14 protein-coding genes and 3 pseudogenes are annotated in these 25,276 nt (G+C 61.6%); 7 read left to right on the top strand and 10 right to left on the bottom strand.

All coding sequences use genetic code 11. The features are described 5' to 3' along the window. Positions 1–46: 46 nt before the first annotated feature. Both ftsH and pduL read right to left on the bottom strand, forming a co-directional pair. Positions 47–1,966 carry an ATP-dependent zinc metalloprotease FtsH gene (gene ftsH, locus VGE08_RS12550; protein ID WP_331068234.1) on the bottom strand — a complete coding sequence of 640 codons (1,920 nt, stop codon included), beginning with the start codon at positions 1,964–1,966 and terminating at the stop codon, positions 47–49. Positions 1,967–1,972: 6 nt separating this feature from the next. Beyond that, positions 1,973–2,584, bottom strand: coding sequence for a phosphate propanoyltransferase (gene pduL, locus VGE08_RS12545; protein ID WP_331068233.1), 612 nt, complete (start codon positions 2,582–2,584; stop codon positions 1,973–1,975). Positions 2,585–2,864: 280 nt separating this feature from the next. Here pduL and VGE08_RS12540 point away from each other — a divergent pair, with 280 nt between their 5' ends. The 3 genes from VGE08_RS12540 to VGE08_RS12530 all read left to right on the top strand — a co-directional run bounded on the left by VGE08_RS12540 (position 2,865) and on the right by VGE08_RS12530 (position 5,497). Further along, entirely contained in the window at positions 2,865–3,941 is a 1,077-nt protein-coding gene (locus VGE08_RS12540; protein ID WP_331068232.1) for an NAD(P)-dependent alcohol dehydrogenase, read from the top strand. Between the two features lie 117 nt (positions 3,942–4,058). Beyond that, positions 4,059–5,030, top strand: a complete 972-nt coding sequence (locus VGE08_RS12535; RefSeq protein WP_331068231.1) for an ATP-dependent 6-phosphofructokinase — start codon at positions 4,059–4,061, stop codon at positions 5,028–5,030. Positions 5,031–5,047: 17 nt separating this feature from the next. After that, on the top strand, positions 5,048–5,497 hold the full coding sequence (locus VGE08_RS12530; RefSeq protein WP_331068230.1) for a CBS domain-containing protein: 450 nt from the start codon (positions 5,048–5,050) through the stop codon (positions 5,495–5,497). A gap of 65 nt (positions 5,498–5,562) precedes the next feature. Here VGE08_RS12530 and VGE08_RS12525 read toward each other — a convergent pair whose 3' ends face one another. From VGE08_RS12525 to VGE08_RS12515, 3 genes are read right to left on the bottom strand one after another with little or no spacing between them, the layout of a single operon-like run. Continuing rightward, a complete protein-coding gene (locus VGE08_RS12525; RefSeq protein WP_331068229.1) occupies positions 5,563–6,366 on the bottom strand; it encodes a SprT family zinc-dependent metalloprotease in 804 nt (267 codons plus the stop codon). Then, positions 6,363–9,476, bottom strand: a complete 3,114-nt coding sequence (locus VGE08_RS12520) for an HsdR family type I site-specific deoxyribonuclease (protein WP_331068228.1) — start codon at positions 9,474–9,476, stop codon at positions 6,363–6,365. The genes VGE08_RS12525 and VGE08_RS12520 overlap by 4 nt, the downstream gene beginning before the upstream one ends. Before the next feature lie 13 nt (positions 9,477–9,489). Next, positions 9,490–10,905: a Fic family protein gene (locus VGE08_RS12515; RefSeq protein WP_349258691.1), complete on the bottom strand. Its 1,416-nt coding sequence runs from the start codon at positions 10,903–10,905 to the stop codon at positions 9,490–9,492. Here VGE08_RS12515 and VGE08_RS26345 point away from each other — a divergent pair. Beyond that, a pseudogene (locus tag VGE08_RS26345) lies at positions 10,905–11,117 on the top strand (hypothetical protein); the annotation flags it as partial. The gene VGE08_RS12515 and the pseudogene VGE08_RS26345 sit on opposite strands and share 1 nt — an antisense overlap. A gap of 384 nt (positions 11,118–11,501) precedes the next feature. On the opposite strand, the pseudogene VGE08_RS26340 reads toward VGE08_RS26345, so the two are convergent. Together VGE08_RS26340 and VGE08_RS12505 are read right to left on the bottom strand one after the other, a co-directional pair. Next, positions 11,502–12,044: pseudogene (locus VGE08_RS26340) on the bottom strand (restriction endonuclease subunit S); the annotation flags it as partial. After that, positions 12,041–14,531, bottom strand: a pseudogene (locus VGE08_RS12505) (N-6 DNA methylase). The pseudogenes VGE08_RS12505 and VGE08_RS26340, both read right to left, overlap by 4 nt. A gap of 440 nt (positions 14,532–14,971) precedes the next feature. Here VGE08_RS12505 and VGE08_RS12500 point away from each other — a divergent pair. After that, positions 14,972–16,189: an IS110 family transposase gene (locus tag VGE08_RS12500; protein ID WP_331068225.1), complete on the top strand. Its 1,218-nt coding sequence runs from the start codon at positions 14,972–14,974 to the stop codon at positions 16,187–16,189. Positions 16,190–16,259: 70 nt separating this feature from the next. Here VGE08_RS12500 and VGE08_RS12495 read toward each other — a convergent pair whose 3' ends face one another. Next, on the bottom strand, positions 16,260–18,509 hold the full coding sequence (locus VGE08_RS12495) for a patatin-like phospholipase family protein (RefSeq protein WP_331068224.1): 2,250 nt from the start codon (positions 18,507–18,509) through the stop codon (positions 16,260–16,262). A 168-nt stretch (positions 18,510–18,677) separates the two neighbouring features. On the opposite strand from VGE08_RS12495, the gene VGE08_RS12490 reads away from it, so the two are divergent. Both VGE08_RS12490 and VGE08_RS12485 read left to right on the top strand, forming a co-directional pair. After that, positions 18,678–20,672: a pyrroloquinoline quinone-dependent dehydrogenase gene (locus VGE08_RS12490; RefSeq protein ID WP_331068223.1), complete on the top strand. Its 1,995-nt coding sequence runs from the start codon at positions 18,678–18,680 to the stop codon at positions 20,670–20,672. 40 nt (positions 20,673–20,712) lie between these two features. After that, a complete protein-coding gene (locus VGE08_RS12485; RefSeq protein WP_331068222.1) occupies positions 20,713–22,851 on the top strand; it encodes a TonB-dependent receptor in 2,139 nt (712 codons plus the stop codon). Here VGE08_RS12485 and VGE08_RS12480 read toward each other — a convergent pair. Then, on the bottom strand, positions 22,836–23,468 hold the full coding sequence (locus VGE08_RS12480; RefSeq protein WP_331068221.1) for a Uma2 family endonuclease: 633 nt from the start codon (positions 23,466–23,468) through the stop codon (positions 22,836–22,838). The genes VGE08_RS12485 and VGE08_RS12480 overlap by 16 nt on opposite strands. A gap of 217 nt (positions 23,469–23,685) precedes the next feature. Beyond that, on the bottom strand, positions 23,686–25,272 hold the full coding sequence (locus tag VGE08_RS12475) for a hypothetical protein (protein ID WP_331068220.1): 1,587 nt from the start codon (positions 25,270–25,272) through the stop codon (positions 23,686–23,688). Between the last annotated feature and the right edge of the window lie 4 nt (positions 25,273–25,276).

Below are 25,276 nucleotides of genomic sequence, written 5' to 3'. Positions count from 1 at the left end.
AACTTTTCTTTGGTCCAGCGGGCTGACGCAGTCGCTGGCCGCTGGGCTAGTCCACCATCGCCCAATTCATCGCTGTCGGGGCGGTGAGCGAACGTTTGGAGCCTTGCAGGATCTTGGTGAGCGACTGCCGATCCACCGTTTCCTGAGTCAGCAACAGTTGCGCCAGCTCGTCGAGGGCCTGCCGGTTCGCGGTGATGGTTTCTCGAACGCGGGCTTCCGCTTGCTTCAACAACTGCTGAATCTGAGCGTCGATCTGGCGCGCCGTCTCCTCGCTGAATTCCCTGGCAACCGGCATTCCCGGATCGTTCAGGTAGGCGCTGCGCGTCCGTGTTTCGAACACCGCCGGACCGAGCGCATCGGTCATGCCGTACTGAGTGACCATGTGGCGGACCAGATCCGTGGCGCGTTGCAGGTCGTCCCGAGCGCCCGTAGAGACTTCGCCGAATACCAACTGCTCGGCCACGCGGCCGCCCAGCAACACATCCAAACGGTCCAGCAACTCGCCGCGCTTCAGCAGGTAGCGCTCTTCAGTGGGCAGTTGCTGGGTAAAGCCGAGTGCACCGATGCCTCGCGGTATGATCGACACGCGCGAAACCTTGTCGGTCGTTTCGCGCAGCTCGGCAATCAAGACGTGCCCGGCTTCGTGATACGCGACGGTCTCCTTTTCCTTCGGATTCATCACCAGGCTGCGCTTTTCCAAGCCAGCGATGGCGCGATCGACGGCGGCGTCGAAGTCGCTCATGGTGACCACGGACTTGTTCTGTCGAGCCGCATGCAAGGCTGCTTCGTTCACGATGTTTGCCAGATCGGCGCCGGCGGTGCCGGGTGTCTTGGCGGCGACCGCCGCGAGATCGACATCGTCGCCAAGCACGAGCCGCTTGGCATGCAGGCGCAAGATCCGTTCGCGGCCACGGATGTCCGGCCGGTCGATGGCGACGTGGCGATCGAAACGTCCGGGCCGCAGCAACGCCGGATCGAGGATTTCCGGACGATTGGTCGCCGCCATGATGATCACGCCGCGATTGGTGTCGAATCCGTCCATCTCGACCAGCAGCTGGTTGAGCGTTTGCTCGCGCTCCTCGTGCGCGCTGAACCCGCTCACGCCACGCGCACGGCCGAGCGCATCGAGCTCATCGATGAAGATGATGCATGGGGCGAGCTCGTTGGCCTGTTGGAACAGATCACGCACGCGCGCGGCGCCGACGCCCACGAACATCTCCACGAACTCCGAACCACTGATCAGCAGGAAGGGAACATTCGCCTCGCCCGCCACGGCCTTGGCCAGCAGGGTCTTGCCGGTTCCGGGCGCGCCGACGATGAGTATCCCCTTGGGGATATGCGCACCGAGCTTGGTATAGCGCCCCGGATCGCGCAGGAATTGCACGACCTCCATGAGCTCGGTCTTGGCCTCGTCGATGCCTTCCACATCGGAAAAGCGCACGCCGATGTTCTTTTGCACGAAGACTTTGGCCTTGCTCTTACCGATTCCGATGAGATCGCCCGCTCCGCGTGCGCTCATCTTTCGTATCAAGAACATCCACACCGCCACGAAAATCGCCACGGGCGCGAGCCAGGAAAGCAGCATGACCAACCAGGTGGATTGGCGCGTGCCGGCATAACGAACCTTGGCGGCAGTCAGATCCTGAGACAGCGTCGGATCGTCGACTCGCACCGCGGTGAACGCGACGCTCGTCTGGTTGGGCGCGCGCTCTAGATATTTCTTGACCGCTTCGGGCAGTTGCTCGCGATCTGCCGGGATCGTGAGCGTGCCGGCGATCTCCTGGTCGGAGATGCGCACTTCGGCGATCTGCCCCGCGGCAAGCAGCGTCTTGAAATCGCTGTAGTCGAGCGTCACGGTGGTACGCTGGCCGAACCAGAACTGCGCCACGAGCACCGCCATCATTGCCCAGGCCACCCAGCCGAGGGTATTCGGGGGCAGCTTGTTGTTGACCGGTGCATCCGCCATGAGTGCTCAACCAGTCGTCCGGTCGACGGGACGGTGGCTGGCAGGATCGCTTGTGACGATCTCGCCGTAGTCGCCGTTGGTGACTCCCGCGGCATTGGCCTCGTCGGTATCGAGGTGCAGTTCCAGCCGGAAATCCGGAGCGACGCGCACGACCACGTCGCCAAAGATCAGATCGCGCCCGTTGCTGTCGACCTTGACGCTCACCGTCTGTCCATCGTGCAGTCCGAGCCGTTGCGCTTCTTCGGGATTCATATGGATGTGGCGCTGCGCGGTGATGACGCCACTGTGCAACGTCACGGCCCCCGCCGGGCCTACGACCTGCAACCCAGGAGTGTGTTCAAGATCGCCCGAGAGGCGCAGCGGTGCCGTGATACCCAAGGTGCATTCGTCGCTGCGCGACAGTTCCAGCTGGTCGTGGTCGCGGGGTGGCCCCATGAGGCGCACGTGCTCCAATCGCCCACGGGGACCGATCAGGGTCACCGTCTCTTCGGCCGAGAACTGACCGGTCTGCGACAACCATTTGCGAACACGCAGCTGGTAACCCTCGCCAAACAATTTTTGCACGGTGGCCGCGCTCAAGTGCGCGTGCCGCGCCGACACCGCAATCGGTACTTTCATATCACCTACCCGCGCACGCCGTCGGTGAAATCATGATTTGTCCGCGTCCCATGGCGCGTAATCCCTGAAGTTACCCCCACCCATGGTGCCGTCATCGGTCCATGCTGCCTTTACGGAAAATAGGCAATCCAGCGTGGCTTCCACGGGTATGGACTCCTGGAATACGCGGGATTTGCGGGATTCCGGCATGCATCCACGGATTGTTCGAGTGGCCCCAGGTCCCCTGGTCCGCACAATGGATCGCAAACATCGTAATGGACCCTTGTGCAGGAGTCATGTCATGGCGCGATTCATGAAAGCCGCAGTATTCGTCGAGCCGGGTCGCATCGCCCTTGAAGAGCGGCCGATTCCCGACGTGGGGCCGCTCGATGCCCTGCTTCGTATCACGACGACCACGATCTGCGGCACCGACGTTCACATCATGAAGGGCGAGTATCCGGTGCGGCCCGGCTTGATCGTCGGCCACGAGCCGGTGGGGGTGATCGAGAAGCTCGGCTCGGCAGTGCAAGGCTACCGCGAGGGACAGCGCGTCATCGCCGGCGCCATTACGCCCAGCGGCCACAGCCATGCATGCCTGGCCGGCGTGGGCGCCCAGGACGGTGTCGGCACGGAGCATGGCTGGAAGCCCCTGGGCGGCTGGAAATTCGGCAACACCATCGATGGCTGCCAGGCGGAATACGTGCTGGTTCCCGACGCCATGGCCAATCTCGCGCCCGTGCCCGATGGGCTCAGCGATGAAGAAGTGCTGATGTGTCCCGACATCATGTCCACCGGCTTCGGCGGCGCCCAACGCGGCCGCATTCAGATCGGCGACACCGTCGCGGTGTTTGCTCAAGGCCCCATCGGCCTGTGCGCAACCGTCGGCGCGAGGCTGATGGGCGCGACCACCATCATCGCGGTCGAGACCCTTGAAGCTCGTGCGAGTGTGGCTCGACGGCTCGGCGCGGATCACATCGTGGACTTTCGCAAGGAGGATCCCGTCGAAGCGATCATGCGATTGACCAAAAATCGCGGTGTCGATGTAGCGATTGAAGCGCTGGGCACGCAGGCCACGTTCGAAGCCGCACTGCGGGTCCTGCGGCCGGGCGGTACGCTCTCCAGCCTGGGCGTCTACTCCAAGGACTTGCACATTCCGTTGGGCGCCTTCGCCGCCGGCCTCGGCGATCACACCATCGCCACCACCCTATGCCCCGGCGGCAAGGAGCGCATGCGGCGCCTCATGGACGTCATCGCATCCGGCCGTGCCGACCTCAAGCCCCTGGTCACTCACCGATTCAAGCTCGACCAGATCGAGCAGGCGTACGATCTGTTTGCAAACCAGCGCGACGGGGTGCTGAAGGTGGCGATCACGCCGTAATATCCCTCAGCGCCGCGATGCCTAAGGAACGCCGCGTAGATTTTCTCGGTAACGCTCATTCCATCCTGCGTTCCGGACGCTCATACTCGGCGGCACTGGTATCCACGAGGGACGTTCATGGCGCGTGTTGCAGTTCTGACCAGCGGCGGCGATGCGCCTGGAATGAATGCCGCGATACGTGCGGTCGTCCGTTGCGGCGTTCTACAAGGACTGCAGATGTTCGGTGTCCGCCGCGGCTACTCCGGGCTGATCGCCGGCGAATTCGTTCATCTCGGGCCACGGGAAGTCGGCGGCATCATCCACCAGGCCGGGACCGTGCTTGAAACCAGCCGGTGCGAGGCATTCAAGACCGAGGCCGGCCGGCAAGCGGCGCTGAAACAGCTGCACGATCATGACATCTCCAACCTGATCGTCATCGGCGGCAACGGCTCGCAGACCGGCAGCTTCGCGCTCGCCGAGCTTGGCATGCGCGTCATAGGCATCGCTTCCACCATCGATAACGACCTCTACGGGACGGATGTTTCGATTGGCACCTCCACTGCACTCGACACGGCACTGGGCGCCATCGATTGTTTGCGAGTAACTGCGGCCTCGCACGAGCGTGCGTTCATCGTCGAAGTGATGGGGCGCCACAGCGGTTATCTCGCGGTGTCCGCCGCAATCGCCGGCGGTGCCGAAGCAGTGGTCATACCGGAAATGGAAACGGAGCCCGATGACCTCGTGCGCCAGCTCCGCGCGTCACGCGAGCGCGGCAAGAAACATGCGATAGTAGTCGTTGCCGAGGGCGCCAAGTACAATGCGGATGCGCTGGTTCGCTACTTCGACCTGCACGCGGATAAAATAGGCATTCAATTGCGTATGACGCGGCTAGGTCACGTTCAGCGCGGGGGCGTGCCAGGCGCCTTCGATCGCATCCTTGCGAGTCGGCTGGGCGCAGCAGCGATCGAGCTGATCGGGCACGGCCAATCCGGCTGCCTCGTCGGCCTTTGTCGCGGCGAAGTTGTCCACACACCCTTGTCCGAGGTGGCCAGGAACAGCAAGTCGCTCGATCCTCACCTGCTCGAGCTCGCCCGCGCTCTGGCGACCTGACCGTTGGAGGTACTTCCATGAAACTCAAAGAGCTTTGTGTCCTGGACGTGGCTTGCTGCCGCAAGGACACGACCATCGCGGAGGCCGCCCGCTTGATGCGCCAGCATCACACCGGCGATCTCATCGTCACCGATGACAGCGACGGCACGCCCTTGCCGGTCGGCGTCATCACCGATCGTGACATCGTCATGGAAGTGGTTGCAAAAGGCCATGATACGGACCGCATGCAGGTGAGCGCGGTGATGGGCAGACCTGTCGTCGTTGCATCCGGCTCCGAGAATGTCGCCACCGCCATCGGCCGCATGCGTGAACACGGCGTGCGCCGGCTGCCCATTGTCGACGACAGCGGCGCCGTGCTGGGAATTATCACTCTGGACGATTTGTATCGCGTGCTCGCCGAGCACACGGCGGCGCTGGCAGCCATCGTGAACAAGGGGCAGACGCGCGAGAGCCGCAGCCGGCGCTGAGCTGGCGGAAAAAAACCAGCCGCTCCCTTGCGCGTCGCTTGTTGTCTGCGGTAAGCAATATTACTTCAGCAACGAGGGTCGCGCAGGAGTTCTTTCAAGTCATCGCGGCAACGGGTCCGACCTGCGGCCGTTACACCACTACGCGCGATCTGCTGTCTATCCCAAACCTCAGCACCTAAGGGCATTTCGTTCAATTCCGCCCTGGCCTCCTTCCAGAAGGGATAGTGCGCTGTCATCAGTTCGATGAAACGTTCGCTGTGCGTGGGCTCAATCAAGTGGATCATCTCGTGGACGATCACGTATTCAAGGAGATCCTTGGGCTTTTTCACGAGCTCGGTATTCAGGCGAATGTGGCCGGCGCGGTGATTGCAGCCTCCCCATCTTGTCTTCATCCGCTGCAGGAAGTAGCGACGCACCTCTATGCCCAGCTTGCGCTCCCATTTGCGGATGAGCCCTGGCACAACCTCGTGTAACAGTGCCTTGTGCCAGTGGTGGATCACTTCAGCTCGCCTCGCGGCACTGCTGCCTGGCCGAACGGTCAGTGTCATGCGCCTGTGGTCAAGTGACACGCGTGGCTTCGCCTCCTCGTGTCTCACTGTCAAGAGATAAGGTCGGCCCCACAGAAAATGCGTCTCGCGAGTGACGAACTGGCGGGGCGCTTCGCGGGCCTGGCTTTGAAGACGGGAGCGCTGTGCTCTGATCCAATCGAGCTTCGAAATCACATAGGCTCGCGCCACATCCAACCGCGTGTTTGTCGGTGCGGCCAACGTGACACGCCCACTCGGCGGATGCACGCTGAGATGGACGTGCTTGATGGGCTTGCGAGTGACTGCAACCTTGATATCTCCGAGCTCTATTGATTCGCTCATCGGTAACCCGGTTGATTCTTGATGATCTCGAAGATGGCAAGAGTCGCGTCCCGATCGCGCGACATGACCGGAAACAAGGCATTCAGCACTTGCTTTTCTCGAATCTCGTCCCCTCTCCAGCCGGCCGGGGCGTGTTCCCGCATCGCCTGATCGATGCGAAGCGCCAGTGCCGCACGTTCATCCATTCGTAGCGGACTCTCATCCCGCACCATGCCCTTCGCGCCGATCGCGGGAAGATTGTTGAAAATTACTACCGCTTCGGGCTTCCCATGCAGTGCAGCGGGGATGCCGGCGATGGCGTCCCTCTGAGCCAGCCGCCTCACCAATTCTTCCGCTTTCTTCAAGAACAGCTCGTACTCGGCCGCATCCGTCCGGCTTTGCCGGATCAAGTCATCGAGAAGCTCCGACATCTGGGCGTAGAACCGTGGGTCCGTCAACTGGTCACGAATGATCGTCTTGCGGACATTGTTGATGATGGCTTCGGCGATCGCCCGGCGCGACAGCATGCCCTTCTCGTTGAGCTTGCGGGCGATTGCATCGTGAATGCCAGTCTTGACGATCAGATCCGTGAGCGTCAGGGAGGTCAAACTGCCACTGCCCAGAGCCGGATCGGCCTGTACATAGGTATTGAGCAGGTGACGCATATCCGCCTCGTAAGGCTTGATGTCGAACTCCTCGCCGGCGTGCTTCTTGATGGCAGCGCGAATCTCACTATAGAGCTCCACCTCGTTCTTGAGCTCACTGACCTCCTGCTCCGAGTAGCCCGCTGCAATCAGATCCGGGGCCACATCCGCGTAGCTGCGTACGAACTTCGCCACTGCCTTGTAGAAAGATACTCTCAGCGGCTCCGTATCGAGCAGGGCCCGGGCGTCGGCCGCGTCACCGCAGAAGTAGATCAAGAACTGTTCCAGTTCGCCCGGCGGCGCCACTGGATCACAAAGATAACGCAGCGCCTCCCTTGCGATCTCCAACTGACGCCGGCTTTCCTTGAGGCAGTCCTTCAGCTCGACGTTGTTCGAGCCGCCGTTTCCTTCGTCGAGATCGAGCTCATCGGAGCTGTAGACCGCAATCGCCTCTTGCACGTCCTTGAACAGCTCCTTGAAATCGACAATGTAGCCGAAGTCCTTGTCCTCGCCGTCCAGGCGATTGGTGCGGCAGATGGCCTGAAACAGGCCGTGATCGTGGAGCTCGTTATCGAGATAGATGTAGGTGCAGCTCGGCGCATCGAACCCCGTGAGCAGCTTGCTCACGACGATCAGCAGCTTGAGATTTGCCGGCTCCTCGATGAACCTGCGCTTGGCTTCGTCCTCGTACTCTTTGGTGGTCTGGTCATCGGTCAGGACATACTTCGTATAGGTGTCGAACTTGTAGCGTTCGTCGCTGTGAGCCGGCTCGCGCGAGATGGCGTTATGGTTGGGCTCGTAGGACGTGATGATGCCGCAGTACTGACCGAAGCTCGTGTTCTGGAACAGCCGGAAATAATGGCACGCGTCGTAGATGCTGGCGGCCACCAGAATGGCGGTCCCACGGTCGTCGTTCAGCCGCTTCTTGAGATCGAAGTCCTGGATGATGCTGGCGATGATCCGCTGCTTGCGCTCGCCCGCGCTCATCAACTTTTCCATGGTGGCCCAGCGCTTGCGCAATACCGCCTTCTGAAAATTGTTGAGCGTCCTGGTCTTCTGCTCGAAGTAGGCTTCGATCGCCGCCGCAGACGTGAGCCGTTGCGGAACGTCTCGAGCCTCATACTTCAGGTCCAGCACTACCTTGTCGGCCACGGCCTCGTGGAACTTGTAGGTATGGATGTACGTGCCGAACACGTCACGTGTGGTCTGCTTGTCCTGGCGCAACAGTGGCGTACCCGTGAACCCGATGAAGATGCCGCCTTCCAGCCATCGCTTCATCTGTCGATTCATATCGCCGCCTTGAGTGCGGTGGCATTCGTCCACGAAGACATAGAAGCGTCCGTACACGGCGGGTCCCGGGCCCTTGAGATCGGACGGGTCGAACTTGTGAATCAGCGCGCACAGCAATCTGGGCGAGGTGGCGCCCAGCTTTGCAACAAACTCCGCCCTGGTTGCAATGCGCGGCGACGGTGAGTCCGCACCCACCACACCCGCATTCTTCATTACGCCTTCAATCTGCTTGTCGAGCTCGTCTCGATCCGTAACGATGAGGATACGAGCCTGCGGGTCATGTTCCAGGATCCATTTGGCGAGCAGCACCATGAGGATGCTCTTGCCGCTGCCTTGGGTGTGCCAGATGACGCCGCCTTCGCGCCTGCGCAGCCGTTCCTGCGCCGCCTTCATGCCTGCATACTGGTGCTGGCGCGGTACTTTCTTGATGCCATTGTCGAAGATAACGAAATGGCGGATCCAGTCCAGCAGCCGTGCCTTGTCGCAGAGCTCCGCGAGTGGCCGGTCGAGCAACGCTCCCGGTGGTACTGGTGTACCCTCGGACAAGGGCGCCGCCTTCCACTCCACGAAGAACTCTTCTCGTGAGGTCACGGTGCCGTAGCGCAACCCCTGCGCGTCGTTGCCCGCCAACAGCAGTTGCACCGTGGGGAAGAATGGCTGATTGAATTCGGGTTCTTGATTGGTGATGAGCTGCCGCACGCCATCGCCCACCTCCACCGAGCTGCGTTTGAGCTCGATGACGACAATGGCAATGCCATTCACGTACAGCGCCAGATCGGGCCGGCGCTCGTAGCCGCCCTTGAGCGTCACTTCCTCGGCCAGCGCAAAATCGTTGGCCTCGGGATGCTCCCAATCGATCAGGTGCACGGTGTCATGCGGCTTGTCGGCGGCAACCTGGACTTCGACGCCATAGCGAAGCAATTTGTACGTCCGTAATGCCGATTGGTAGAGCGTGGTGCCTGTGACATCAGCGGCGGCGAGCAGTCTCTGTAGCGCCGCATCGATGTGCGCATCGGAATAGCCGCGCTTCTGAAGATTCTTGCGCAGCAGCTCGACCTCGATACCGCGGTTGTTCTCACGCTTGCTCCGGTCGCCGAGATACTCGTACCCCAGGCCACCGTCCGCCGGGAAAGACGTGAAAAGCTCGACCACCCGGTTCTGAGTGTTGCGTTCGGAGCGCGCGACAGCAGGGCTCATTGCCTTCCTCTCCTTAGGGTCCCTTGTTCGATGCCCGCAGCCAGGCGCGTCCCAGGGCCGTTAGCCGGTACCGTTGTAGCCTGCTCCTGGGCTTCTCGGGAATGGTCATCTCGATGAATCCGCGCTCCAGCGCCGGGCGCAGGTAAGCATCGCGGAAGTGGTCCTCATGCTTCAGATTCAGCGCCGCCTGGATGTCCGCCCGCCTCATCTCGCCCTGGATCGCGGCGAGCAGCCGGCGGACTTCCCCGGTGACTTCCCCGGTGACTTCCCCGGTGACTTCCCCGGTAGGAACTTCGACGTGCGGTCGCTGAATGACCACACGGAACTGGTTGGCCGCCACATCGTCGATCAGCTGGATCGCGGGCCAGTCCCTCAGCGCACGAGGAATACCGGTACCCAAGCCTCGGTAGGGCAATATGTGCACGGCATGCTCGGTCAGTGTGGGATTGCGGCGGTTGGTGGCGCCATGCCGGATCGCCTCGGTGCTCAAGCTGTCGGGCAGGTGGCCAGGACTGATGATCTCGACACGATCGGCGAACACCATCAGGCGGATCGAAGCGCTGGTGAAGTAGTCGCGATGGATCAGCGCGTTGACCAGCAGCTCTTCCAGCGACGGCTCCGGAATCTCCAGCTGCCCGAGCGTATTGAAGCCTCGTTCGCCCTGCACGTGCCGCAGATTTCGGCGGATGAACGCGAAGCTGCGCTGATATTGCTCTAGCAACGTGCCGCCGATGTCTTCGCTGTCGAGATAGCGAGTATCGTGCAGCGCTGTCCCCGGGAAAGCCACCGCCTTCACCTCAAAAGCCGGGCGCCAGCGCTGAGGATTGCGTGCGAACAACATCAGCCCAGCCAGGTTCAATTCGCGCCCGTCGCCCAGACCAAGGTTCTGAAGCAACTGCTCCAACGGCTGACCGGCGAATTCACTGATCTGTCCATAACGACGAGAGAAGTACGTCTGGAAAGCTTTCTCGTCCAGGTCCGCCACCGACGTACCGGCCACCGGCACTACGTCGGCATAGACCAGCCCGGCACGCTGAAACATCCGCTGCATTTCTTCCCTGGATGTCACGTGACGTTTGTCCGAGCCTTGCTTGACCCAAATGCGGCCCTGATGATCAACGTAGGGCTTGGCCAGGCCGTCGGGCACCTTGACCACCATCACGATGCCTTGAGTTGTCTGCACGTTCTCGGTCAGCGGATGCACCGGCGGGCGCACGTGTTGAGAGGCACCGTTGCTCAGCAACTGGTTCAGACGACGCACGGAAGCAGCATCGAGGCCCGAAATAGAACCATCGTCGGCAACGCCGAGGAACAGCGTGCCACCTCCACTGTTTGCAAAGGCCGCCAACTCCGCGGCCAACGCGTCGGAGTTGGTAACGTCGCGCTTGAATTGGTGCCGGCTGTCCTCACCGCGTGCCAGCAGGCTGATCCGACATGGACGCCGAGATCGCCGCCCTGGAAGTTCGCCGCGACAAGACTCGCGCCCTCAAGCAAGCCATGATGCAGGAACTGCTTACTGGAAGAACGCGGCTGGTCCAGCCTGCAGTCAAGGTTGGAGACCGCATCACCGAACATTTGGAAAAAAACGTAGCCAGGATGGCTTATACCAGCTCGGCAGCGTACGACACAAAAACCCGTTGAGCAAACCCAAGTATGTTCGTCACCCTGGAATAAGAGATGGGATCTCAGGTTTGGACGGACGGTTGATACCAGCACGTCTCCATTTCGAAGCTTGCGACGGGCGCGAGACGGAGCCGAACCAAACACTTGTTGTGAATGACTTCTCAGCGAGCCTTGATCAACGTCTTCAAGGGCAATGTAGTTGAATGCGAAATGTGGCGCCGTATCGCCAGCGAGACTCTCTGGATCACAATCACTGACATCGCCTAACCGCTTGATCTCCCACTTGCCGGTGAAACCGGGGAGCCGGATTTGACCCGAGAGGAGCTGCTGCATTGCCGCCTGTTTCAGGTTACGCTTCTTGGCGATGAGCTGATCCAGACCACCTAGTAACTCGTCCATGTCACTCAGTGCTCCCTCGATGGCTCGCTGTTCACTTTCTCCAGGCACGGGCACTCGGATACTTCGAACCTGACTGAAATTCAAGCCTTGACGGTTCCCTCCTGCCTGGAAATTGTCGATCTGCCGCTGACCGGGGTCAGATAGCAAGAAGAAGTTCAAGAAACGAGGTCGCAACCCCCTCTCGACGCGGATAATGCAAACATGCTGATTGACGTTCCCCCCCTCCAATCTAGCGTCTGCGACGGCGCAGCGACCGATTGATGCCCCGGTGATGTTTAGCAAGACATCATCAACTCGAATCTCTGTGTCTGGGAAGGTAGCGTGGGTTGCATCATCGATGTAGGCCAGATCGCCCAATAACAGCGTGCCCCATCCGACGTTTTGGCTACGCACGAAAGGTCGGCCGTGGTCTTTATAAACGCGGCTACCACCAGTGGGTGTAAGACCACTCCCGACTCTTATTGCCTTGTCACCAAGCAACTCAATCGGCCAATCCTCCGGAAGGAACCCGATCTCACACGGCTTGTAACCTGGCCTCTCATTCATACCGCCCCCATTCTCTGGAGATGCTTGTCTACCTTGACACCAATCGCATCCAGGTGCTCTACGAGCTGGTGTAGCGGAGTTGCGTAGCGTTCGGCGAGCTGACTTAATCGCAGAGCGAGAGTATGCGACACACGGTCAAGCTCACCCTGCACGACGGCGGCGAGTGCGGTCAGCCATTTGTCATCAACAACCAGTACCTTTACCTCGTCCTCAGTAAGCGCGGAATACTTCGCATGGAGCTTCTCTTCCAGCGCCTCCTGTGAGAACTTGATCTTTGACTTGGTATCGACCTGTTGATCGAGCAGCGCTCCGTACTCCTCGAGCGCGTTACACTCTTCGACGTAGTCAGGGTCCCTACCAATTTCCTTGAGACGGGCCTTCACCGCTTTGGCGGTGATCTTCTGCTTGTCACCCTCGCCCTCGATCACTTCCACCAGCAGCCCATCCTCGCCGCCCTGCTCCTCGCGCTTCTCATCCAATTGCTGCTCGATGACAGCGAGTTCTGCTTCCAGAGCGGCAATGGCATCACGTTCGGCAGCAAAGTAGCAATCGATGACCAGGTCCGCAGGCACGAGATCCGATTTGAAACGCCGCTTGCCGCGCTTGTAGTCCTCCTTCTCCGGCCAGAAGAGCTTCCCTTCCTTGTTCTTCATCTGGAGGATTTCGCGCGGCTTGGCGGCTGCCTGCCAGTCCACGGCAGCGATCAGATAAGCGTCATCCTGTAACGTTTCGGCCCAGTAGTCCATCAGGTGCTGATAGATGTCGTAAGCGTCCACCAACGGCGCTTCGCGAAAGGCGGCAAGCAGGCTCTCGGACAGCGTTTCGATCAACGCCTTCGGATGACTGTTCTGCCCGAAACCCACCATCTCGGGCCGATAGGTTTTGCGCCAGCGAGCGAAGAGATCACGTACCTGCGCCTGGAATGCAGTGAACTCGGGGTGCCCCAGGATGGTGGCTTTCACCTCGGCGATGGGTAACTTGAGGGCCGCATAGCCAGGGCGCAGGACATCGAAAAGCGTCGCACGCAGCGCCGGCATGATCTTCCAATATTCGCCCAGTGCATCAAGATCCCGCTCCGGAATACCGCCGCGAAGGTGACCCTCAATATCCTGCAGGTCTTCAGGCTCGCTGCTATCGATATAGCGCGGCAGATTGAGGTTATAGTCGTTCTTGGGATCGGAAATCTCGCTGAGCGGCACCATACGCGCGTAGCGCGGATCGCTCTCATCCTGCTTGCGGAATGTATCGACGATCTTGTGAATGTCCTGATCGCGCAAGCGGTTCTTGGGACCATCCTTCCGGAAGCCTTTGGAAGCATCGATCATGAAGATGCCTTTGCGAGCCTGGGCGTTCGCCTTATCCAGAACCAGGATGCACGCGGGGATGCCAGTGCCGTAGAATAGGTTGGCTGGCAAGCCGATGATCGCCTTCAGCATGCCGGACTGAACCAGGTTCTTGCGGATAGCAGCCTCCGCATTGCCTCGGAAAAGCACACCATGCGGCAGGATGCAAGCAGCCTTGCCAGTGCTTTTCATGCTACGGATGATGTGCAGCAAGTAGGCGTAGTCGCCTTGCTTCTTGGGCGGCACACCCCAGGTGAACCGCTTGTGCGGATCACCCTTGCCACTCTCCCCCAGCGTAAGTCCGGTCGACCACGTCTTGTCTGAGAAGGGCGGATTGGCCACGACGTAGTCATAGGTGCGAAGCTGCTCGCCATCGAAAAATCGCGGCTTCACCAAGGTGCCTTCCCCGCCAGAAGCAATATTGGCTCCAGGGAAGTCGTGCAGGATCATGTTCATCCGCGCAAGACCGGCGGTAGTACTGTCCTTCTCCTGTCCTTCCAGCGTGATGTGCCTTCCGGCTTGGGCGGCGACCTTGAGCAACAGTGAACCCGAGCCGCATGTCGGATCGTAGGCGGTAGTTCCGGCGGTGGTGTTATGCGGGCCGATCCCGAGCACTTTGGCAATGATGCGGCTGACCTCGGCGTGTGTAGAACTGGCCTTTGCTCTTGCCACTTTGTGTGGCGAAATGCCGCATCAGGTACTCGTAGGCATCGCCAAGAATGTCGTCGTGCTCGGCACGGTTCTGTGCGAAGTCGAGCGCTGGGTTTTCGAAGATGGCGATGAGGTTGCCGAGCCGCTGCACGCGCGCCTCGCCATCGCCGAGCTTGTTCGGATCGTTGAAGTCGGGAAAGTCGCTGCGGGCAAGCCGCGTATTGGCATCGATCAGCGGCTGGATGACCTGCGTATTGATCTTGTCGCCGATGTTGGGATCGCCCTTCAAGGCAACCATGTCCCTGAAGCTCGCCCCTTTGGGAATAACGATGGGCGGCTCGAAGCCGTCGTAATTCGCGTACTTGTCGGACACGTACTTGATGAACAGCATGAACAGGACGTAGTCCTTGTATTGGCTGGCATCCATGCCGCCACGCAGCTCATCGCACGAAGCCCAGATCGAGGAATAGAGGTCGGATTTTTTCAGGGCCATGTGAATCTGTCAGAGGTACGCGCAGGAAAGCGAAAGTCGAGCCGCTGCTGCATAGCGGATGGGTCCACGGCGCGCAGGCAGGTGCCGATGGCCGGGTCGAATGAAGATTGAGAAACAACCGTGACTGGGCTTGGCCAGTCGCGTCTTATTGATCCGTCTCGTCACAGTTGCCGCGAAATCATAGGGAGGAGCGCTCAGCGCCTTGAGTGCCCCGTTACCTTCTTCGCATCCCAGGTATCCTGGGATCGGCCAGCCAGGCCCGGCATGATTCCTGCCCCCAGTCGTCCATGATCCGGGGGGTGTTGTCACCGGGTCTGGTCGGCGGCTGATGATCGCTGATAGGGGCTGGATCCGGAGTCATTCCGAGGTCGCTCGTAACGTGGATGCCGAGATCAGTCGCCCTGTGTCGCTGGCCAAGCTTGTGATTCTCAGGAGTATGCATGACTGATCTCGATCAGCATGAAGCCATCCAGGTCTTCGTCGGCGTTGACGTGGGCAAGGGTGCGCATCATGCCGTTGCATTGAACCGTGCCGGCAAGCGCCTGCTCGACAGCGCTCTGCCCAACGATGAAGCGAAGTTGCGAGCGCTCATCGCCAAGCTCAAAGCGCATGGCCCGATCTTGCTCGTCGTCGATCAACCCGCCACCGTGGGCGCGCTGCCGGTCGCTGTCGCACGCGACGAGGGCGCCTTGGTCGCGTATCTGCCAGGGCTCGCGATGCGACGTATCGCCGATCTGCACGCCGGGGAAGCCAAGACTGATGCGCGCGATGCCTACATCATTGCCGAGGCTGCTCGCAGCCTGCCGCACACGCTGCGTTCGCTGAAGATCGGCGACCATGACGTCGCTGAACTCACCATGCTGTGTGGCTTCGATGACGACCTCGTCGGTCAGATGACGCAGACCAGCAATCGCATCCGCGGCCTGCTCACGCAGATCCATCCGGCGCTGGAGCGAGTCATCGGATCTCATCTGGATCACCCGGCAATCCTCGATCTGATCGAGCGGTATCCCTCGCCGGCGAAGCTCGCCTCGATGAGCGAGAAACAACTCGCCAGCCGCCTGAGCAAACTCGCGCCGCGCATGGGCAGAACCTGGGCCGCTCAAATCGTCCAGGCGCTTTCGGAACAAACCGTCGTGGTGGCGGGCACTCAAGCCGCAGCGATCGTCCTGCCGCGCCTTTCGCAGCAACTGGCCGCCTTGCGCCGCCAGCGCGACGATATCGCCCGAGAAGTCGAGCAACGAGTGCTTGCTCACCCTCTTCACCCAGTCCTGACCAGCATGCCGGGAGTCGGGGTCAGGACCGCCGCGAGACTCCTGATCGATGTGGCCACCCGCGCGTTCGCCTCGGCTGCACACTTGGCCGCCTATGCCGGGCTTGCGCCGGTCACGCGGCGCTCTGGCTCGTCCATCCGGGGCGAGCATCCTTCGAGACGAGGAAACAAACAGCTCAAGCGTGCTCTGTTCCTGTCTGCGTTCGCAGCGCTTCGAGATCCCATCTCGAAGGCGTACTACGCTCGCAAGATCAGCCAAGGTAAGCGCCACAATCAAGCCCTCATTGCGCTAGCTCGCCGGCGCTGTGATGTCTTGTTCGCCATGCTCAGGGACGGGACGCTGTACAGCCCGCCCAGAGCAGAAAACCCGTTGACAACGACATAGGGGCACCCTCTCCCCTTTGGGGAGAGGGCCGGGGTGAGGGGGCTTGCGGGTGAGGGGCCGTTCACGCCCGCTAGAAGGTTCGGCCCAGGAACAGGTAGAAGGCTTTGTCACCGTCCTGGTCGTAGCCCGCCGCCAGGTACACCGGGCCGAGCGGCGAATCCAGGCCGAAGAACAGGCTGGCGTTCTTGCGCAGGTCGCCGAAGCTGGCGTCGGCGCTGTCCAGCCAGGTGTTGCCGGCCTCCAGCGAGAGGCCCGCATACGCTGGAAAGTCCAGCACCCCCTTCCCGCCGCGACCGACACGTCGCTGATAAATGAGTCGCCCGATGCCATAGTGCGGGCCGGCCAGATAGCCCGCCGGCAAGCCGGATAGATTCAGGAACCCGCCGAGCGAGTAAAAATTCTCGGGACGCGCCACTTCCGCATCCGCCGTCGTGCCGCCTTCCAGCCAGAAGATCAATGTGTGGCGTTCGAAGGATCGCGCCACCAGCCAGGACATCTCGAAGGCGTCGAGGTTCTCCTCCGAGCCGATGTTGCTGCGTTCACCGCGCCACTGGAACTCGAATTGCTGACCGTGGCGCGGGAAGAAGATGCTGTCGAGCTTGTCGTAAGAGAAGCGCGCGAAGTAGCCGCCGCGATCGAACTCATCCACCGGCAAGGTGGGATCGCCGATTAGCACGCGCGCGCGGCCGGTGCCACGACGCATGCCGAGCCGGATCTCGCCCCAGTTCGATAGCTCGCGTCCCACGTCCAGGCCGCCCTGCAAAGTGCGCACTCGATATTCGGCCAGTAGGTCCCGGCCCCGCAGCTGGAACACGCTGCGCTCTTCGAAATCGAAGCTCGGCGCGATGAAGTAGCGGCTGGCCAGCGACAGCGGCTGATACAGCTCGGTGAAGAACTTGGGGTTGTCGCCGATCTGCAGGTCGGTGAGCCACTCGGCGCCCAGACCGTTCAACTCCGTCGCGATGAAGCGCATCGCCGCGTTGTAACGGCTGGTGCCCTCGAAGTTGTCTTCCAGGTTCAGGCCGAAGCGCACGTAGTTCGGGCCCCAGCTCTTGCGGCGCATGTCCAGCTCGAGCCCGGCGTGACCGTCCTCTTCGATCAAGTTGTAATCGATGGACTCGAAACGATCCAACGCGTACAGCGACGACAACTGCTTGCGCACCTGATCGGAATCCATGGCCTTGCCGACCAGGTTGCCCATGGTGGCCTTGACCAGGGGGTCGTACTCCATCGAGCGCGGATCGGCACGCACGAAGGCAATGGTCGGCAGGCTGCCATCGCGCGGATTGCGAGTCGCCAGATAGCGTAAGTAATCATCAGGACTCAGCGAGAGTTTCTGCAGCGAAGCCGTTGCTTCGCGCGCCCCCTCCTCGCCGGCACGCAAAGCTTGCGGCACGCGTGCGAAATCAGCGGAAGGAAACCGGCCCAGCGGAGGCTCGATGATAACGTCGTTCGGACCGAGCAGTGCGCGCTGTTGCCGGGTCCTGCTGCGAACCAGGATGGCGAATGCCTGGTTGGTGATTTCGATCGGTGACGTGAGATCTTCGCGCGCGTACAGCGGGAAACTCACATCGACCACGATCAGCACATCGACATTCATCGAGCGGGCAATGTCAACGGGTAGGTTCTCCACGAGCCCGCCGTCGACCAGCAATCGGCCATCGCGCTCGACCGGCGCGAACACGCCGGGCGCCGACATGCTGGCGCGCATCGCCGTCACCAGGTCGCCCGAATCGAGAATGACGGCCTCACCCGTCTCCAGGTCGGTGGCCACGGCGCGAAACGGAATGGGCAGGTTGTCGAAGCTGCGCACGGCGGCGACCGGCAGCGAGGCGCCACGCAACACCTGCTCCAGCTTCTGGCCCTGAACCAGGCCGCGAGGGAGTACAAACCCCTTGTCGGTCACTCCCAACGCATAACGCACCAGGAATTCCCGATCGTCCTGCTTGCGGCGGAAGCCCAGCTCCTCGCGCGGCGGCCGATCACGAAACGCGTCTTCCCAATTCACCGAGCGCAGCAGTTTTTCAATGTCCGAAACCGGCATGCCCGACGCATACAACCCGCCGACGACGGCGCCCATGCTGGTGCCGGCGATGGCGTCGATGGGAATGCGCATTTCATCGATCACCTTGAGCACGCCCACGTGGGCCGCACCCCGTGCGCCGCCGCCGCTCAAGACCAGGCCGACGCGGGGTCGTGCCTGCTCGGTTGCGCCAGCCAGGGAAGTCGGGATCGACGATGCGCCGAGGACCAGCGCGATGAACATCGCGACCAATGGCACTGGGAAGCGCCGCGCGCGGCATGCGAGAAGGGCCTTCATTTCGAAAAGTATAAGCCAGTTCCCCAGTAGTCGCCGGCAACCGCACAAGCCTTTCCTTCCGGCCGGCCATTGGCAACCAGTGGCTTCTTCAATGTGAGCTCCTAGCGAATTTCATGAGATCTTGCCGCGGATCTTGTGGCGCCCAACCTTCGCCGATACGCTTTTTCCATGATGTCCACCTGTCGCCGGTTAGCCACGCTTGTTTGGATCACGCTGGCGAGCAACATCGCCGGTCTCGCCACTCAAAGCGCCGACGCCGCGCCCTCTCGCCGCAGACTGCACGACAACGAACCCCAATGGCAGAGCTACGGCGGCGATGCCGGCGGTACGCGTCATGCCGCGTCCAGGCAAATTACTCCCAAGAACGTCGCGGAGCTGGAAATCGCCTGGACGTTTCGCACCGGCGATCTCGGCGTGGGCTTCGTGCAGGCCGAGAAAATGTCCTTCGAAGCGACCCCGATACTCATCGGCGACACGCTTTATCTCAGCACGCCCACCAACATCGTGATCGCGCTCGAGGCGGCCACGGGCAAGTTTCGTTGGCGTCATGATCCAAAGATTCCGCGCCACGTGCGCTATGCCGAAGCCACTTCGCGCGGCGTGTCCTGGTGGGCGGACGAGACCGCCGAGCCGAATGCTCGTTGCTCACAACGCATTTTCATGGGCACGCTGGATGCCAGATTGATCGCGCTCGACGCTCGCGATGGCGCGCGGTGCGCGGACTTCGGCATCGGCGGTGAGGTCGATCTCGCTGCCGGCGCACGGCCTACCGAACGTGGCGAATATATGGTGACATCGCCGCCGGCGATCTATCGCGACTTGCTCATCGTAGGCGCGGCGATCGGTGACAATCGCGGCGTGGAGCTGGAACGCGGCATCGTTCGCGCCTTCGATGCCCGCACCGGCCAGCAACGCTGGTCGTGGGATCCGATTCCCACGACGGCGGCCGAGGCCTCGACACGAGGCTGGACCGAAGAATCCGCGCACAAGACCGGTGGCGCGAATGCCTGGTCCATTCTCTCTGTCGACGCAGGTCGGGGCCTGGTGTTCGTTCCCACCGGCAGCGCCAGCCCGGATTTCTTCGGTGGCGAACGGCCGGGGCTGAACAACTACGCCAACTCGCTGGTCGCGTTGCGAGCGGAGAGCGGCGAACTGGTCTGGTATCGACAGCTCGTTCATCACGACTTGTGGGACTACGATCTCGCGGCTCAACCGATGCTGATCGACATCGAGCGCGAGGGCAAAGCCATTGCCGCGGTGGTGCAAGCAACGAAGACCGGCATGTTGTTCATCTTCGATCGCGAGACAGGCGAGCCGGTATTCGAGATCGTCGAACGGCCCGTGCCGCGGTCGACCATCCCCGGGGAAGCCGCCTCGCCAACGCAACCCTTCCCCGCGACACCCGCGCTGGTTTCGCACGCTGCCATTACGCCGCAGGATGCCTGGGGGCTGACCGTGTTCGACCGCGGCCGCTGCCGCGCTCTCATCGGCAAATACCGGTCGGAAGGTTTGTTCACACCGCCGAGCCTGCAAGGAACCATTCTGTCGCCGAGCTTTGTGGGCGGCGTGAATTGGGGCTCGCTCGCATACGACCCGGAGCGCCAACTCATCCTTGCGGCGGTCAATCACCTGCCCATGGTCGTGACACTGGTGCCACGCGATGGCTATGACGAGATGAGAGATTCCGGCCTGCATCCCGATTCGGAGTTCGCGCGCCAGCAAGGCACGCCCTACGGCATGCGTCGGGAAATGCTGGCATCCCCGTTCGGATTGCCCTGCACCGCTCCACCCTGGGGCTCGCTGGCGGCGGTGGATCTGCGCCGCAACGCCATTCGTTGGCAAGTAGTGCTCGGCTCGACGCGCGATCGCACACCCTGGTTCGTGCCGTCCCGGACAATCGGTATGCCGAACATGGGCGGTCCCCTGGTGACCGCGGGCGGCTTGGTCTTTGTCGGCGCGGCTACCGACAATTACCTGCGCGCCTTCGCTATCGAGACCGGCCGTGAGTTGTGGAAGGGCCGGCTGCCGGCGGGCGGGCAGGCCACGCCCATGAGTTATGAAATCGGCGGGCGTCAGTTCGTGGTGATCGCCGCCGGCGGTCATGGGGGTCTAAAGACCACGCAGGGCGATTACGTCATTGCGTTCGCTTTGCCGTCACCCTGACGAGATGTCCTGACGTTCGATGCAACGAAGGTTATCAATCATGCGTGGATTGCGCTTCGGTTCAACGGTCCACTTCGGTGGCAGAAACTCGAGTTACCTGGCTCTCGGCTACCTGGCTCTCGGCTGCGTTGCCGTGACCTGCACGAGCGTTCAGGCGGCCGAGCGCAGTGGAAGGAAAGTCGAAGAAGTCGTGGTCACAGGCTCGCGGCAGGCCGAAGCGCTGCGCGATTTCACCGGCAGCATTTCGCTGGTGAAACACGACGACGTCACCGTCGTGGGCTCGACACATCACAGCGAAATCATGAATCGCGCGCCCGGCGCGATGATCCAACGCAACAATGGCCAGGAAAGCCTGACTGCGATTCGCTCTCCCGTGTTGAGCGGCCCCGGCTCGTGCGGCGTGTTTCTGTTCCTGGAGGACAGCATTCCGATCCGGCCGACGGGATTCTGCAACGTCAACGAGCTGTTCGAGGTCAACAGCGAGCAGGCGGGCTCGATCGAAATCCTGCGCGGACCGGCCGGCGTATTGTACGGCTCGGGCGCAATGCACGGCGCGATCAACGTCATTCCAGCCCAACCCGGCGATCTGCCGCCAGCCAGCCTGGCACTCGAAGCGGGCGCGGACGACTACTACCGCGCCAAGTTCGGGCTCAGTCGCAACAGCGATGCGACCGACATTGGCGGTGTCGTCATGGCCGTGCACGATGGTGGCTGGCGCGACAGCTCCGGCATCGAAGAGCAGAAGCTGAATATCGGCATGACGCATCGGCGGGGCGACGCGGTGCTCGGACTGAACCTCGCCGCCACCAACTTGAACCAGGAAACCGCCGGGTTCATTCAAGGCTTCAATGCTTATCGCAACGAAGCCATCGCCAAGTCGAATCCCAATCCGGAAGCGTATCGCGATGCGTATGCGGTGCGGCTGACGGGCCGTTATGAGCAACCCCTGAGCGAGCGCGTGCATCTGTCGGTGCGCCCGTACGCTCGCTACTCGCGGATGGATTTTCTGCAGCACTTCCTGATCGGCAAGCCTTCCGAGGAAAACGGCCAGGAGTCGATGGGCGTGCTCACGTCGTTCGATATCACGGCATTCGACAACACGCACATTCTGGCCGGCGTCGATGTGGAATTCGCACAAGGCTTCCTGAAAGAAACACAACCCGGACCGGCGACCGACGGTGCGCCCGCCGCCAACGCCATCCGGCCCGCGGGCAAGCACTACGACTATCAAGTGGACAGCCGCGTGGCCGCTGTGTACGGACAGATCGAGCAGCCGTTCGCGCAGCGCTGGAAAGCGATCGCCGGCGTTCGTTTCGAATACGTCGAATACGACTATGACAACCGCATGCTCGCCGGCAATACCGCCGACGATGGCACGCCCTGCGGCGGCGCCGGCTGCTTGTACAATCGCCCAGCGGATCGCAGCGATGACTTCAACAATGTGACCTCCAAGCTCGGGCTCAGCTACGAGCTCAACGACGATCACACTTTATATATGACCGCGACGCGCGGTTATCGCGCGCCGGACACCAACGAGTTGTATCGCCTGCAACGTCAGCAGTCAGCGGCGAATCTCGATTCGGAGCGGCTGGACAGCATCGAGCTGGGCGCGCGTGGCCGCGTTGGTCCGCTGGACTATTCGCTGGCCGGCTTCAAGATGGAAAAGGACAACGTCATCTTCCGTGACTCGAACGGATTCAATGTCAGCGACGGCCGCACCGATCATGAAGGCGTCGAGTATGAGTTTGCCTGGGCGCCGATTGACACACTGTCATTGGCGCTGGCGGGCACGTACGCCAAACACACTTATGATTTCAACCGCGCGGTGGAGCAAGGCGAAACGATCGTGGCCGGTCGTGACATCGATACGGCGCCCCGCCACATCAACAGCGCGCGTTTGAACTGGAGCTTCCTGCCGTCGGCAACCGCCGAGCTGGAATGGATTTCCGTGGGCAGCTATTTCGTGGACGCCAGCAACGATCATGAGTACGGCGGGCACGATCTTTTGAATCTGCGCGTGAGCTGGCAAGCCACGCAGAACTGGCGCACCATCCTGCGCCTCAACAATGTCATCGATCGCGCGTACGCCGATCGCGCCGACTTCGCGTTCGGCAACTATCGTTACTTCCCCGGCCGCGGGCGCACGCTGTTCGTCGAGGTGCGCTACGAGACGGAATGATCGGCCTGGTGTTCGGCCAGGCGGAAGAGCTGCATCAGGTCGACGTACACATCCAATGACGGCACGGGCAACGAGACCGGCGCCCGTATGGATGTTTGCTCCACGTACGAGCCCGCGTGCGGCGCTCTGTAACAGCCGAGCTCGCCCAGGCAAACATCCACCAGCCAGAGTTCCTGTACGCCATACGAAGCATACAGAGGCACTTTGACTTCGCGATCGTAGAGCCAGCTGCTGTCGCTCACCTCGATGACGAGCAGAGCGTCGCGCGCCGTCGGGTGGGCATCCCAATAGAGACCGCGCCGCGACCGCAACACCATCAGATCGGGCTGCGGCTCGGTATGGCGGCTGAGCCGAAGAGGATATTGCTCGACCACCCACGCGCGATCGCCAATGGCATGGGCCAGTTGCCGATGCAGCCATGCCACCGTGGCCGCGTGCGGACATCCTATCGGAGGCATATCGCAGATCTCTCCTTCGATCAGCTCGGTGCGCGCATCCCGCGCGAGCAGACCGACTTCGGCCATGCGGTAGTACTGCTCGACCGAGAATCGGTATGGGCTGTGCAGCTGTTGGGAAGGCCTGTCGCTGCTTGCGCTGATAACCATGTTGGTAGCCATGTTGGAGAGACTTTAGCAGCGGCGCGATGGCGCCAATCGCGCGATGTTTTGGCGATTCGCCCTGAAATGCAACAACTATTCGGACAGAAATCGTGTAGGAGGCCAGATTCGTTCCGCGCGATTACCGCGCATCTTCACGCGCGCGAAACGCGCGGAAAGAAAAAGCCCGGCGAGCGCCGGGCTTCGAAAATCAACATGGGTCAACAGCGCAAAACGATCACAAGATGGGCTCGAACGCGATCAAGCCGCGCAGGCCGGCGGGATTGCCCAGCGGGCCTGTGTACAGACCTTCATCGCCATGCAAGGCCATGTAGTTGAGCAGTACGGTTTCCACCAGCAGATTGACGTTGTTGGCCGCGGGGCTGCTGCTGGTGACCACGTCGCCGCCAGCGCTGTACCACCCGATCTGTTGATGAAGCGCGGCCGCCGCCGGGTTGGCGGCGTCCAGTAGCGCGGGACGGCCGCCCGGGTTGTACACGAGGAAGAACGATGCCGCGGTCTGTTGATTGTCGCCGGTCCATTCACCCTTGCCACGACCGCCCGCCGAATCGTCGACACGACCGTTGGACGATAGCGAGCCGTCGCTGAAGACATAGATCATGAGAGGCACCGGCACCTGGAGGCTGGCCGCATATTCCAGACACGCGCCGATGCAACGGCCGGCGCGCAGATCACGCTCTTCGCCGGTGGCGCGCTCGCCGGTGTGATAATCGAAACCGCCCATGGAGATGGTGCCGGCGCCCGCGTTGCCATCGATCACCAGTTTCATCACCGAGGCGGTCTTCTCGAACTCGCGATCGTTGCTGAAGTTGGCGCCGCCGAACAAGGTGGTGATGCGCGTGTCCGCCGCAGGATTCAACGCCGCCGGGTCGCTGAAATTGGCGACGGTGTACGCGGTTTTGAGATACGCGCAATTCAACTGCCGCTTTATGGCGGCGTCGCGAGTCATGATCAGCCCATTAACGTCCACGTTGTCGTTGAGGAGCGTGTACACGCGATCGAGTTTGCTCTTGCTGAGCCGGTACATCGACTCCAGTGTCCGAACAGTGTCGTCGGCGCTGAGAATCTTCGCCACGTCGCCAGTGTCGACCAGGCCGGTCACGTCGCTGACGCGATCGATCTTGGTGGGCCGGTACTGCGGATCGATGAGTCTCGCCGGCGCCATGGAATTGCCGCCGGAGTCGGAGTTCTGCGAACCGATCAATGTCAGCAACTTGCCCTTGACGCCATACCGCGCCAGGCCATACATCGGGTTGTGAGGATTGTTGCCGGTGTCGTTCTCGGAACGCGCCGCGATCACGGCGCCGTTGACGCAGGCGCGTGTGGCCTCGGATGTCTTTTCGAGCATGCCGCGCAGGAAGGCGCTATCTTGATGGAATGCCAGCCCGAAGTCCGTATTGATGAAGTTGGTCTGCGCGTTGTTGGGCAGCATGTTGCCCGGCAGTCCGAGCTTCGAATAACCCTGTGTGCTCAAGAAGTCGAGCTGCCCGCCTCTCTGCCCCACCAGGACGTTGGAGCCGGCAATGTTGGCGCCGCCCGCCAGGTCGAAACAGATGAACGGGATCTTGCCGCCGCCCAGGCCCGTGATACCGCAAGCCCCCAGCTCGGCGGTGAGCGCCGGATCGACTTCAGCGGCCGCACCACGGCGCGGCATCAGCAGCGAGGGCGCGACTACCGTCGCGGCACCAGCGGAGAATCCCTGCGCCAGAAAATCGCGACGAGTCACCGGCCGCTTGTGAGAGCCGTGTTTCAACGGCTCGTTCAGGCCAAGGGCGCGCTTGCGTTGTGACTTGATGATTAACATGCGA

The organism is Steroidobacter sp., assembly GCF_036406195.1.
Lineage (GTDB): Bacteria > Pseudomonadota > Gammaproteobacteria > Steroidobacterales > Steroidobacteraceae > Steroidobacter.
This window is presented reverse-complemented; position numbering and strand designations above follow the sequence as displayed.

Excerpts from the sequence above, each read along its gene's own strand:
- ftsH (WP_331068234.1), bottom strand. The coding sequence starts at position 1,966 with ATGGCGGATGCACCGGTCAACAACAAGCTGCCCCCGAATACCCTCGGC.
- pduL (WP_331068233.1), bottom strand. The coding sequence starts at position 2,584 with ATGAAAGTACCGATTGCGGTGTCGGCGCGGCACGCGCACTTGAGCGCG.
- VGE08_RS12540 (WP_331068232.1), top strand. The coding sequence starts at position 2,865 with ATGGCGCGATTCATGAAAGCCGCAGTATTCGTCGAGCCGGGTCGCATC.
- VGE08_RS12535 (WP_331068231.1), top strand. The coding sequence starts at position 4,059 with ATGGCGCGTGTTGCAGTTCTGACCAGCGGCGGCGATGCGCCTGGAATG.
- VGE08_RS12530 (WP_331068230.1), top strand. The coding sequence starts at position 5,048 with ATGAAACTCAAAGAGCTTTGTGTCCTGGACGTGGCTTGCTGCCGCAAG.
- VGE08_RS12525 (WP_331068229.1), bottom strand. The coding sequence starts at position 6,366 with ATGAGCGAATCAATAGAGCTCGGAGATATCAAGGTTGCAGTCACTCGC.
- VGE08_RS12520 (WP_331068228.1), bottom strand. The coding sequence starts at position 9,476 with ATGAGCCCTGCTGTCGCGCGCTCCGAACGCAACACTCAGAACCGGGTG.
- VGE08_RS12500 (WP_331068225.1), top strand. The coding sequence starts at position 14,972 with ATGACTGATCTCGATCAGCATGAAGCCATCCAGGTCTTCGTCGGCGTT.
- VGE08_RS12495 (WP_331068224.1), bottom strand. The coding sequence starts at position 18,509 with ATGAAGGCCCTTCTCGCATGCCGCGCGCGGCGCTTCCCAGTGCCATTG.
- VGE08_RS12490 (WP_331068223.1), top strand. The coding sequence starts at position 18,678 with ATGATGTCCACCTGTCGCCGGTTAGCCACGCTTGTTTGGATCACGCTG.
- VGE08_RS12485 (WP_331068222.1), top strand. The coding sequence starts at position 20,713 with ATGCGTGGATTGCGCTTCGGTTCAACGGTCCACTTCGGTGGCAGAAAC.
- VGE08_RS12480 (WP_331068221.1), bottom strand. The coding sequence starts at position 23,468 with ATGGCTACCAACATGGTTATCAGCGCAAGCAGCGACAGGCCTTCCCAA.
- VGE08_RS12475 (WP_331068220.1), bottom strand. The coding sequence starts at position 25,272 with ATGTTAATCATCAAGTCACAACGCAAGCGCGCCCTTGGCCTGAACGAG.